The following is a 12,728-nucleotide window of genomic DNA, read 5'->3' on the forward strand; positions in this document are numbered from 1 at the left end:
CTTTTTTATTCACTTATTTATGATGGTGTCAACGGCAATGTTAGAAACTTGTAGATCTTGATTACAATTAGCAATTATCTAGCAACAAGCAAGTAATGATATTAGACAATAGTAAAGATCGCAAAGTATACGAATGGATTGAGAATTATATAGAGCAAGGCGCGATCGATGTCGTTACAGGCTATTTTACGATCGCCACTTTAGCTTATATATCTAACAAAATTAATCAGCAAACCTCAAAGTTTCGGCTAGTGCTTGGGGATATTGTCAATTTTGATCAAGAAGAAAATCGACCGCTAGATTTGCTTAATGAAAATATTACGATTGAGTCGGCTTTGAAGCTGAATCGTTTAGCACAGCAAGCTGTGGAATTTTTGAAGCAAGATAAAGTTTTAGCAAAGACTTTAGAGCCGAACTTTTGTCATGCCAAGTGTTATATTTTCCAGCCGACAAATAATGACGATCGCAATAAGTATTTTATTACGGGTAGCTCGAATCTGACTGAAGCAGGGATTGGACTCAAAAAAACAAGTAATTTGGAACTAAATATTGCGGAAACAGGAAATAATAACCAATATAAGGAGATTTTAGCGTGGTTTGAGGATCTCTGGCAGAAACCGCAGGCTCATAGTCAGAAAACGATTTTGGCTAAGGATGGCACGCGCAAAAAGGTTGATTTTAAGCAATATCTGATTGAGGCGATCGCGAAAATATTTATTGAATATTCGCCACGGGATATTTACTACAAGATTTTATTTGAGCTATTTGGCAATCAGATTCTGGAAATTGAGAATGATCCAGAATTTAATCGTCAAGTGGGAAGATTAGAAAATACGGCGATTTTTAATGCTCTGTATGACTTTCAGAAAAAAGGTGTTTTGAGTTTAATCAGGATGCTTCAGAAATATGATGGGGCTATCTTAGCGGATGCGGTGGGTTTGGGTAAAACTTGGAGTGCTTTGGCGGTAATGAAGTTTTTCCAGATGCAGGGGCGAGAGGTGATCTTGCTTTGCCCTAAGAAGCTAGAAGACAACTGGAGACGCTATAAAGAGGATCAAGAATCTAAGTTTGAATCCGACAAGCTCAAGTTTTTTATGCGTTTTCATACGGATATGAATAGTGGGCGTTTAGAGTCCTATAGCGATCGCGCTGATAAGTTTTTTAGAGATGATAAACCTAAGCTCTTTGTGATTGACGAAAGCCATAACTTGCGGAATGACAAGGCAAATCGCTATAAGTTTCTGGTGGAGCAGATTTTGCAGAAAAACCAAGATGTCAAGGTTTTATTGATATCGGCAACGCCGATCAATAACTCTCTGAATGATGCTAGAAACCAGTTTAAGTTGATGGTGCAGGGGGATGTGCATGGCTATGATGCAAAATTGGGTGTCAGAAATATTGATTATTCGTTTAAGCAAGCCCAGACAATGTTTAATGAATGGCGCAAAGATGACAATCCAAAAATTGGAGACTTTATAAAAAAACTTTCAGGTAATGATTTCTTTCGATTGACTGACTCTTTGCTCGTGGCAAGAACTCGCAAGATGGTTGAGAGTCAGGAGACGGATTTAATATTTCCTGTCAAAAATAAGCCCGTCAACTTGTTTGTAACCCCACATCAGCTTGGTAATTTTGAAACCTTTGAGGAGTTGTTTGAGCATTTCCCACCGATGCTGTCAGGCTATCAACCAGCCTTTTATTTGGATGATGGTTTAGATAATAAATCTGGCGTAAAAAAAGATGTATTGCGGGATGAAAAATTGCGCGATCGCTTTCTAGTCAAGATGATTTATATCCTGATGGTGAAGCGGTTAGAGTCTTCTTGGTTCTCATTTTATTCAACAGTTGAGAAAATTAGAGATCATCATCAAAATGCTCTAGAGAAAATTAAGGCATATCAAGCAAATAAGGCGAAACCTGTAATCTTAGAAAATGATATGGATAATTTAGATGATGATCAAAATGACGATGAATTTACGGAAGCGGTTGAGCAATATATGTTGCAATTTACGTTAGGCAAAAAACGCCCGATTAGTATTGCAGAAATTGATCGAGTTGGTAACTTAGATAAATTTAAAGAGGATCTGAAACAAGATTTAGATGCGCTAGATAAGCTTGCGGTTAACTTACAAAAGTTTGCTGTAAAACTTGACAAAGAAATTGCGCCAACTTCCAAGAAGTCGGATCGGCTGAAATCCTGTGATGACAAGTTGAAGGCTCTGATTGCAGAGATTGTCAAAAAGCGAAAATCAGGCATAAATAACCATAATCCCAAGGTGGTGATCTTCACGGTCTATCGAGATACGGCAATATATTTGTATGAGCAGCTACGCGCTAGAGGCTTTGAGAAGATGGCGATCGCATCGGGGACAGGCTCATACTCAGATGATAGCGATAGCAAACAGTCTATGGAGGCGATTCTTGAAAGATTTGCGCCTTACACAAAGTTGTTTTCTGAAAAGGAATGGAATTTTAATTCAGAGAAACAAGGGTTAGAAGCTTTTGCGGAATGGAAGGATTGGATCGCAGAAAACCATCCTGATACGCACCTGAAGCTAACTAAGCCTATTGATATCTTGATTGCCACCGATGCTCTAAGTGAGGGACAAAACTTACAGGATGCAGATATGGTAATTAATTACGACATTCACTGGAATCCTGTGCGAATTATTCAGCGTATGGGACGGATCGATCGCCTTGGTAGCCCTAATTCCCAAATCTTCGGGATTAACTTCTGGCCGTCGGACAATATTAATTCTTACCTCAATCTACAAGGACGGATCGAGCAACGGATGGCGGCGATGAAGTTGGCTGGGTCAGAGGTCGATCCGCAGTTTTCGGATAGCTTTGCCAAGATGTCTCATGATGAAGATTTTGACCGCAAGATGAACGATCGCATGATGGAGCAGATGCAAATTACTTGGGATGACATTGAGGTAAGCGATCAAGGGTTAGGCTTTGATAGTTTGTCTTTGGAGCGCTATCGACAGGATTTACTCGCTGAGTTTAATCGCGACAAGGACAAATATCGGCAGATGCCCAAGGGTGTCTATTCGGGATTTATCGGAGATATGGCGACAGGCGATCGCAATGGCATTGTCGCTTTACTTGGCTATCCTGCGAAGCCATCGAAGAAACTTGAGCATCAATATCAGGTTTTTGATTTGATCTATATCGATAAATCGGGCAAGTTAGTTTTAAACAATCAAAAGGAAGTTTTAGATTTTCTGACTGTAAATAAAGACAAAGAGCGATTTGTACCTTCTGCTGTGGATCGGGGTGAACCGTTAGCGATCGCTGAGTTAGTAACTGCGTTGAAAACTTGGCTGAGTAGTCAGGCGGTGCAAACTGAGGTGATGGAGGATGGCACGACTAAGCAGACGATGGGAACGGCGGCGCGGGATCTGTTAGGGAAAATTAAAAAAGGTAATCAATTAGCGTTGGATGTGATCAAGCAAGATGGTAATGTTGATCAGAAATTTCAGGTTGATAAGTTTGACTTAGTGGCTTGGGTGTTGGTGAGTAAATAGTCTGAATCATAGATTAGACGGATTACGCAGATTTCACAGATTTTTTGGATTAGAATTAAGTTAAAATCCGTGAAATCTTTTAATCTGTATAATCCGTGATTCAGATGCTTTTTTGAAGAGGAGACAAAAATTATAGAAAGCTTTAATCTGACTGAACACGCTCGTTATTAAATTCAAAAGCGCATACAGGATTTTGGCGATCGCTGGTTGCGGGTAGTTGTAAATCCTAATGTTGAGCCTAACCGAGTTATGACCATCTTTTTTGATAGGAGAGTAAAATGAAACTGATTGTACATAAAGAAGATGATGCGTTGTATTTGAGCTTGGATGATTCAGATGTGATTGAGTCTGAAGAGGTGAGTGATGGCATTATTTTGGATTACAACGCTGAGGGAAAAATTATTGGGATTGAGATGCTGTATATCAGTAAGCGTAGTCCTAATTCTTTACAGAAAATTTTGTTGGAAACGAGTGCTTAAAATAAAAAAGTTAATTAAATTGAGTAAGTAACTATGACTATTGCAGTTACAGAAAATATCCGATCGCTTCATGATGTGGAGACAAAGTTGGGTTTATGCCGATCGCCTGATCCAGATTTTTTTAAGGAGTGGCAAGGCGAGTTTGCGGAATTAGTTGATATTGAAAAAACAACTTTGGATCGGATTAAGCAGTCATATTTGTATCATGTTAATGAAGGCTTTTTGTCTGAGGGAACAGTAAATTTGTTGATGGTTTCACCATTACTATTTTTGGCGGGTTTTCTGGAGTCTCCTTTTAGTTTGCGAAGTGAAGAGTCGGTTGAAATTAGCGATCGCGGTGATAATGTTACTTATCACGGCAGGATTGATGCGTTAGTTTTGAATAACAATTTATGGATCGTTTTAATTGAGGCAAAGCGTTCTAGCTTTTCGTTTTTAGTTGCCCTACCACAGGCTCTCGCTTATATGATGGCAAGTCCAAATGGAGATAAGCCAACCTATGCAATGGTTACTAATGGTGATCATTTTATGTTTGTTAAGTTGCAAGATTCGCAATATGATCTTTCTGATGATTTTTCACTGTTTAAGCGATCGCATAATGAACTTTATTCTGTTTTGCAAATTCTAAAATCATTTAAGTAAGTAGATTGTTGGAATTAAACGTAGGATGTGTTAGCGATAGCGTAACGCATCTCCTTAGATTTTGTTAGAAACGAGTGCTTAAACTAACTGATGAAAATCAAGTTTGATAAAGAGAGTGATACGCTGATGATTATTTTCCGAGAGGTACGAATTAGGGAGTCAGATGAGATCCGTCCAAATGTGATTGCGGATTTTGGGTATGACGGGAAGCTGGTGAGGTTGGAGATTTTGGATGCTCAGAGTGTTGTGGAAAATACCCATGAGTTTTTATATTCGTTTGAGGAGGCAAAATAGTCTGAATCTCGGATCATATGGATTACGCAGATTTTTAGGATTTTAAGACTAATTAAAGGATTTTCTTGATTGCAAGCTGTATGATAAAAATAAGCAAAACTTATGAAATCCGTGAAATCCTTTAATCCGTATAATCCGCGATTCTGACCTTGATATGAATTTAACCATCTTTAATCAATTAGATTTTTTGCCTGCTTTGCGCGAGTTTTTTAAGGCGTTGCAAGTGCCGATCGCCTCTGTGACGGATGCGCCGATCGCTGCTGAAAATATTCTAGAAAGCAATTATAAGGATAATGAGTCTTTTCGGTTGATTGATGAGGTTTATTTTTTGGGGATGGTGGATGATGCGGCGTTTCGAGGTGGTAAGAGTTTAGATATTTCGCAGATTAAGTCGGATTATGATGGGATTGTTATTTTTGGGGTGACGCTCAAAGTTCGAGAAGGGGGGCGCGATGGTGGTTTGTTGCCAACGCGATCGCAGCTTGCGGAAATATCCCGTGCTTTTAATCGAGAGTTTTGTTATACGCCTGTGGTGGTGGTGTTTAAGTATGCAGGTGCTGATGGGGAATATCTAGCGTTTGCGAATACGGAGCGGTCTAAGTTTAAGCGAAATCAGGAAGGAGAAAAGGCTGGCAAAGTAACGCTGTTACGGGATATTGATATTAACAATACCCATTCGGGACATAAGAAAATTTTGGCGGATCTCAAGATTCCTAATGCTGGTAAGGATCGGGTGGATTCCTTTGACAAGTTATATAAATATTGGCAAAAGGTACTTGATGTCAGTCTGTTAAATAAGCAGTTTTACAAAGAGGTTTCGACTTGGTATTTTCATGCTTGTAAGCAGGTGTTTTTTCCGAAGGATGCAAAGCCAGACAATCAGGAGAGCTTAATTCGGTTAATTACGCGATTGATGTTTGTGTGGTTCCTTAAGGAGAAGGGATTAGTGCCTGATGCTTTGTTTGATAAAGAAGATATTCAGTCTATTCTCAAGAGTTTAGAGCCACAGGAAAGCACCTATTACAAGGCGATTTTGCAGAATTTGTTTTTTGCGACTTTGAATACAGAGGGTAAGCGCGAGTTTATTAAGGAGAGTTCGGGCGGACGTAACTCGCAGCACATGGTACATAATGTGTTTCGCTATAAAGACTATTTTCAGGAGTCTGATCAGATCATCAAAAAATATTTTGCTGATATTCCTTTTTTAAATGGTGGTTTGTTTGAGTGTTTGGATGTCCCTTCAGAAAAAGACAAACCTGATACGGCAAAACGTATTGATGGGTTTAGCAATCACCCCTCTAATGTATTATCTGTCCCCAACGAGTTGTTTTTTGGTGAGTTGCAAGATGTAGATCTCAATGCCGATTTTGGGACGAGTCGCAAGAAGTATCAGGTACGCGGCTTAATCGAAATCTTTAAGAGTTATAAGTTCACCATCGCTGAAAATACGCCTTTTGAGGAAGATGTGGCGCTCGATCCTGAGTTGTTAGGTCAGGTGTTTGAGAACTTATTGGCGGCTTACAATCCTGAAACACAGACGACAGCTAGGAAGCAGACGGGGTCTTTTTATACGCCTCGTGAAATTGTTAATTACATGGTGGATGAGAGTTTGATAGCTTATCTCAAGAATCAGTTGTTAAAGGAAAATGTGGTTTTTCTGGAGGTGGGTAAGAGGCAGACAGATATTTTTGGGAATGAGTATAAGGCTGGTCAGTTAACGATTCAGGAGCAGTTAAATCAAAATCCCTTTAAGGGTAAAGAGGCTGAGTTAGAGCAGAAGTTGCGACAGTTAATTTCCTTTGATGATGTGAATCCTTTTGCGGGTGATGAGGCTGTGCAAGAGCGTTTAATTAAGGCTTTGGATAATTGCAAGATTCTCGATCCTGCTTGTGGGTCGGGAGCTTTTCCGATGGGTGTTTTGCAGAAAATGGTACATATTCTGGCAAAGCTCGATCCGCATAATGAGCGATGGAGAAAACAACAAAAGGAGAAGGCGATCGCGCCTTTATTACAGGATATTCAATTTGCGGAAAAAATTAGTTATGAGGAGGCAAGAGACAAGGCGATCGCTCAACTAAAAGAACGTTTGGCACAGATTGAGTCAAGCTTTGAAAATGAGATGGATTATCCGCGTAAGTTATTTTTAATCCAAAATTGCATTTATGGGGTGGATATTCAGCCTATTGCTTTACAAATTGCGAAATTGCGCTGTTTTATTGCGCTAATCGTTGAGCAGAAGGTGGATGATACTAAGCCTAATACAAATCGAGGTATTTTGCCTTTGCCAAATTTGGAAACAAAGTTTGTGGCGGCGAATACGCTGATTGGCATTGAGAAAAATCAGCAGTTGTCGATTTTTGATACACAGGAAATCCAAGCGAAACAGGTGCATTTAGAGAAGTTGCGGCGAGAACATTTCTTTGCGAGGTCTTTGGCAACGAAGCGCAAAAAACGCGATGAGGATGAGCAGTTATGTCGGGAGATTGCCGAGATTTTGTTACGGAACAAGTTCCCAAACGTGGATCTGTTGCAAAATTGGAAGCCCTATGATCAAAATGCGTCTGCAAATTTCTTCGATCCTGAGTGGATGTTTGGAGTTGCCGATGGTTTTGATATTGTGATTGGGAATCCGCCTTATGTGAGACAGGAGCAAATTAAGGAACTCAAACCAACTTTACAAAAGCAATTTTCTTGTTATACGGGTGTTGCTGACTTATTTGTTTATTTCTTTGAGCGTGGTTATCAGTTGCTAAATACTGGCGGCGTTTTGAGTTATATCTGCTCGAATAAATATTTCCGTTCTGGTTATGGTGAAAAGTTGCGCGATTTTCTGGGTAAAAATACGACAATTCAGCAGCTTGTTGATTTTGGGGATACGGATGTTTTTACAGCTATTGCCTATCCTAGCATTATTTTATTTAGTAAGGAAAAGGCTAGTAAGGACGCAAGGTTAAAGGCGCTTTCTTGGAAGCAAACGGAAACATTAAACGAGTTTCCAACAGTGTTTGATGCTCAAAATTTCTTGATGCCACAATCTGCACTAAAAGCTGATGGTTGGCGATTAGAAAACACACAGGTTTTAGATTTATTGACTAAGTTACGAAATGCTGGCAAACCTTTGGGTGAATATGTAAACGGTAAATTTTATCGTGGTATTTTGACAGGGTTTAATGAGGCTTTTGTGATCGATCAAGCAACAAGAGATAAATTAATCTCTGAACATCCATCATCTGCTGAAGTTATTAAACCTTTACTTCGTGGTCGTGATGTCAAACGATGGAGCTTAGATTATCAGGATCTATGGCTGATTTTTACAAGGCGTGGCACTGACATTAAAAAATATCCAGCGATTGAAAAACATCTCGGTCAATATAAGCAACAACTTACACCAAGTGTAGGAAGAAAAGCTGGTAACTATAAATGGCATGACATTCAAGACAATGTTGCTTACTGGGAAGAGTTTGAAAAACCTAAAATTATCTATCCAAATATTTGTAAACGCAATGAATTTGCTTGGGATGAATCGGGCTATTACACAAATCAAAAAGCATTTATTATTCCTTGCAACGATAAAACTTTACTCGCAATTCTTAACTCTAGTGTAATGACATTTTTGTTCGATAAGCTATTACCAAAATTGCAAGGTGATTTTTATGAGCCAAGTTCAATCTTCATGAAAGATTTCCCCATCCCCACCGCTACCGAAGCAGAACAAAAAGCAATAGAAACCCTTGTAGGCTATGTCCTCCACCTCACCGCCGCCCTCAAAGACATTCCTAGTAATCCCACAACCTTAGATCAATCCGTCTCCGATAAACGGATGAATAGGTACTTCGAGGAAATTATTGATGCCTTAGTCATGGAGCTATATTTACCCGAAGAGCTTCACACGCATGATAAATATTTTATGCGTTATATCTTGTCAGAAAATCTACCAAACTTAGAAATAATTCAAGGTGATAAAACACAAGAACTGCGTCAAATATTTGGGCGACTATTTGACAAAGAGCATCCAATACGGCATAACCTATTTTTGCTAAATACTATTCCCGTTGTTCATATCATTGAGGGCAAATCATGAGAATTCAAGAGATTGAAATTAAGAACTTTCGTGGTTTTAATAAAGTGCATCCGATTAATCTACATAATGTTGGTAAAAATGCCATTATTTACGGCGAAAATGGTAGTGGAAAATCATCGCTATTTCTTGCGCTTAAATATTTCCTAAGTTCCGCTAGAAAACAACTCAGCATTGGAGATAAGCCTAATCGCAACCTATTTGCCGCGCAAACAGACGATATTTATATCAAACTCACTCTCAACAATGGAATACCCTATGAATGGACAAAAACTAATATTCCTCAATCGCCTGAAATATTAGCTGGCTACAAATATAGTGGATTCCTAGAATATCGAGACATTTTAGCAACCCATTATCTCAAACCTACCGAAACACAAGTAAACCTATTTGAGCTTTTAGTCTTTACACTTCTCGCAGATATTGAAAATCCTGCTACAAGTCCTCGTAAGACATTTCAAGAGCATTGGAAGAATCTAAAAGAAGGACTACCAATTGATAATCGGTATAAAACAAAAATCAAAGAACTAGAATCTAATATTCTAAATTTTAACGAAGGATTAAACGATATTTTGGATCAACTACAAAGTGAACTGACATCAATTTTTGCAGAATTTAAATACGATAAAGTAACACTTAAATTCGATCCAGTTCAGATATTTTATGATCAATCAACAAAATCTATTAAAGGACAAAAAATTATCCTAAATATAGAATTTGCTAGTCAAAAATTAGAAGGTAAACACCCCGATTATCTCAATGAAGCTAAACTTTCTGCTATTGGGATCTCAATATATCTCGCGGCACTAAAACTCAATCCAGTACAAGAAGGAGACTTAGCAATTCTAGTTTTAGATGATGTTCTAATTGGTTTAGATATGTCCAATCGACTGCCAATCATAGACATTATTGACGAGCATTTTATAGACAAGTATCAAATTTTTCTTATGACCTACGATTTAGAATGGTTTGAAACTTTATGTGAACATTTTGTTGAACCAAACAAAGCCAAGTGGAAAGCTTTTGAATTTTACTGTGCTGATGATACTGAATTAGAATTACCAATTTTTGCCGAGCGAACAAAAGGTAGAGAAGAATATATCAGACGTGCTGAGGAGTATTATGCAGCGCACGATTACAAAGCCGCAGCCCTATATACTCGGAGTGCTTATGAAGCAATTTTAAAATTCTTTTGTGATAAATACCATGCTCCAGTCCCGTATTTCTCTAAACCTAAAAATTTAAAGGCTGATAAGTTATGGGAAGTTGTGAAAGTACATCCAAAAAGTAATTTGGATACAAAAATAATAAGTCATGTTGAAAAAGCTAATCAGAGAATCCTAAATCCTCTCAGCCATTCTCGCCCAGTGCCAACATATCGCCGAGAGATTAAGCTTGCGATCGCGGTTATTAAGCAACTACATGATCGTCTCCAGTGATTTACATACAATGGGAACAGGAAATAGACGAAATAGTAGCGCGTCTGTATGGATTGAGTGACGAAGAGATGGAGATAATCAGAGGGAACACGGATTAAGATTTAAATCCCATGTAGGGGGATAGCATTCCCGCCACAATTTATGATTTTTTAAACCATCTCAAATTGGGAATGCTTTGCCCAAAACCTCACAACGCAGCCACAATTTATCTGTTTGCTTGCTTAAACATAAAGCAACTGATTGGCAATTTCATCAGCAGTCATTGAGTCCAACAAAATCATGACCCGATTGACAATTTCATAGGGACTTTTTTGAGGAACTACGATAATTCCTGAATGAGTGAGATTGGCTTGCCCGTACTGCAAATGTAAATCTTCGTAATCAACTCGGTTGTGTGTCAAAATGCAACGGTCATTAGCAGCAGCATAGGCTAATTGCTCTTGGTCGGATTTACCCAACATCTCGCTCTTTTGAACTGTGACAGCATCAATACCACGCGATCGCAGTAGAGTTGCAACCATGTTATTCATATCTTCATCAAGATATAAGCTGGCAAATATTTTCACAGATTTTGCATTGCCGCTTTTACGGCTGGATGAATTAAATGCTCTGGGACGCGATTGCGATCGATATATTCATTTATTTCTGCTTGATTATCTTGATAGAAGCTCAGGGCATCGAATACTTGAGCCAATGTTAGATGTGGTAAGCAGTTAGGAATTTCTTCGGGAGATGTGCCTAATCTCCACAAGCCAACGATCGCTCTGACAGAGGTATTTGTACCAATGATGATTGGTTCGCCTGTGGATTTGCGAGTTACATAGCGAGTTATTGTTGTGGGTTGTTTTGGTGCGACAAGTGTCATAGCTATCTTTATACTTAGCTTCTAAACAATTCTATCACTGACAATCTAGGACACGATAACCATGAACTACTGGCTAGTAAAATTCGCACCCTTCCGCTACAGTTGGCAAAAAATCTTATTACATGGCAAATTTGAAATCTATTCCGTCCGCAATCCCCAAGCACGGAACAACCTCAAAGCCATGCAACTAAACGATGAAGTCTTGTTTTACCATAGCCAAGAAGGAAACAGCATCATGGGTAAAATGAAAGTAATCGTCACCGCCCATCAAGACCCAACCACCGATGATCCCAAATGGTTAAGCGTCACCTTTGAGCCAGTAGAAACTTTTGAGAAAGCAATAACCTTAAGCCAGATCAAAGAAACCCCAGAATTAGCAAATATTGGCTTAGTCAAACAGCCAAGACTCGCAGTAATGCCATTAACTAAAGATGAGTTTGAGATAATAAACAGTCTGACAACAGATTAGACAGATTTTTAGAGTCTAAAATCATTCATAATGGGAGCTTACATCAGCCCCCACATTTACAACTAGACCTATTCCTGTAATGACTAGCATCTGTGAAAAAATAACCAACCAGATGAACGAGCTATACGAATGCTCGCTAGTCAACGATGCTGTCCGAATTCGCACACCATATCTATATCCCGATGGCGACTATATAGATATTTTCCTCAAGGAACGTCAAGACACCTACACCCTTACAGATTTTGGTGAAACCCTGCGTTGGCTAAAAATGCAAACAACATCGCAGTATCGATCCAATAGACAAGATGCAATCCTTCAAGATATTTGCCAAACTCACAATATTGAGCTTTATCGCGGAATGCTACTAACCCGAACATCAGTTAACAGTAGCCTTGCCGCAGATATAACACGCATTGCTCAGGCAGCATTACGAGTTTCTGATATTTGGTTTACTCAAAAAACTAGAGCTTTTGAATCAATTCAAAGCGAAGTCTCCGAACTCCTCGAAACAAACAAAATCCCCTTCGATCAAGGTGAAAAATATATTGGCAGATCGGGGCGATCGCGCAAAGTAGACTTTCATGCTAGACACCCAAAACGCAGTTCACTCATCTACGTTTTAAGTACAGGTAGTCGCGCAAGCGCAAACAGTCGCGTTAACAACGTTCTCGCATCTTGGTATGACCTCAATCATCTTAAAACTGGCATTGAACCTCTGCGATTTATTTCATTATTCGATGACACAGTAGATGTCTGGACTCCTGACAACATGAGTATCCTTGAAGACTTGTCGGACATCGCCTACTGGTCACAACCTGAAGAGTTAATAGAGCTTCTTGCTGCCTAAACATAAAAAACAATCACCGCCTCCTACACAACATAGGGAACGGCGAAAGATCTCCTTCTACACATGGCAGATGAGGCTAATTTAG

General features: G+C 39.1%; 10 protein-coding genes. 8 read left to right on the top strand and 2 right to left on the bottom strand.

Going from position 1 to position 12,728, the window contains the following annotated elements; all coding sequences use genetic code 11:
* The first annotated feature begins 95 nt into the window (after positions 1–95).
* The 6 genes from H6F44_RS06095 (at position 96) to H6F44_RS06120 (ending at position 10,462) form a co-directional block, all read left to right on the top strand.
* Positions 96–3,530 carry a helicase-related protein gene (locus tag H6F44_RS06095; protein ID WP_190350066.1) on the top strand — a complete coding sequence of 1,145 codons (3,435 nt, stop codon included), beginning with the start codon at positions 96–98 and terminating at the stop codon, positions 3,528–3,530.
* Between the two features lie 278 nt (positions 3,531–3,808).
* The gene (locus H6F44_RS06100) at positions 3,809–4,009 is read left to right on the top strand and encodes a DUF2283 domain-containing protein (protein ID WP_190350067.1); all 201 of its coding nucleotides are present in this window, start codon (positions 3,809–3,811) and stop codon (positions 4,007–4,009) included.
* 33 nt (positions 4,010–4,042) lie between these two features.
* Positions 4,043–4,651, top strand: coding sequence for a type I restriction enzyme HsdR N-terminal domain-containing protein (locus tag H6F44_RS06105; protein ID WP_190350068.1), 609 nt, complete (start codon positions 4,043–4,045; stop codon positions 4,649–4,651).
* A gap of 90 nt (positions 4,652–4,741) precedes the next feature.
* Positions 4,742–4,945, top strand: coding sequence for a DUF2283 domain-containing protein (locus tag H6F44_RS06110; protein WP_190350069.1), 204 nt, complete (start codon positions 4,742–4,744; stop codon positions 4,943–4,945).
* A gap of 154 nt (positions 4,946–5,099) precedes the next feature.
* On the top strand, positions 5,100–9,026 hold the full coding sequence (locus tag H6F44_RS06115; RefSeq protein ID WP_199302017.1) for an Eco57I restriction-modification methylase domain-containing protein: 3,927 nt from the start codon (positions 5,100–5,102) through the stop codon (positions 9,024–9,026).
* Positions 9,023–10,462 (top strand): AAA family ATPase, encoded by a 1,440-nt coding sequence (locus H6F44_RS06120; protein WP_190350070.1) that lies wholly within the window; start codon positions 9,023–9,025, stop codon positions 10,460–10,462. The genes H6F44_RS06115 and H6F44_RS06120 overlap by 4 nt, the downstream gene beginning before the upstream one ends.
* 221 nt (positions 10,463–10,683) lie before the next feature.
* Here H6F44_RS06120 and H6F44_RS06125 read toward each other — a convergent pair whose 3' ends face one another.
* Both H6F44_RS06125 and H6F44_RS06130 read right to left on the bottom strand, forming a co-directional pair.
* On the bottom strand, positions 10,684–11,028 hold the full coding sequence (locus tag H6F44_RS06125; RefSeq protein WP_190350071.1) for a DUF5615 family PIN-like protein: 345 nt from the start codon (positions 11,026–11,028) through the stop codon (positions 10,684–10,686).
* Positions 11,025–11,327, bottom strand: coding sequence for a DUF433 domain-containing protein (locus tag H6F44_RS06130; protein ID WP_190350072.1), 303 nt, complete (start codon positions 11,325–11,327; stop codon positions 11,025–11,027). The genes H6F44_RS06125 and H6F44_RS06130 overlap by 4 nt, the downstream gene beginning before the upstream one ends.
* A gap of 61 nt (positions 11,328–11,388) precedes the next feature.
* Here H6F44_RS06130 and H6F44_RS06135 point away from each other — a divergent pair, with 61 nt between their 5' ends.
* Together H6F44_RS06135 and H6F44_RS06140 are read left to right on the top strand one after the other, a co-directional pair.
* Positions 11,389–11,796, top strand: a complete 408-nt coding sequence (locus H6F44_RS06135; RefSeq protein ID WP_190350073.1) for an EVE domain-containing protein — start codon at positions 11,389–11,391, stop codon at positions 11,794–11,796.
* A 79-nt stretch (positions 11,797–11,875) separates the two neighbouring features.
* The gene (locus H6F44_RS06140; protein ID WP_190350074.1) at positions 11,876–12,643 is read left to right on the top strand and encodes a DUF1828 domain-containing protein; all 768 of its coding nucleotides are present in this window, start codon (positions 11,876–11,878) and stop codon (positions 12,641–12,643) included.
* Positions 12,644–12,728 lie beyond the last annotated feature (85 nt).

This window comes from Pseudanabaena cinerea FACHB-1277 (assembly GCF_014696345.1).
GTDB classification, from domain to species: domain Bacteria; phylum Cyanobacteriota; class Cyanobacteriia; order Pseudanabaenales; family Pseudanabaenaceae; genus Pseudanabaena; species Pseudanabaena cinerea.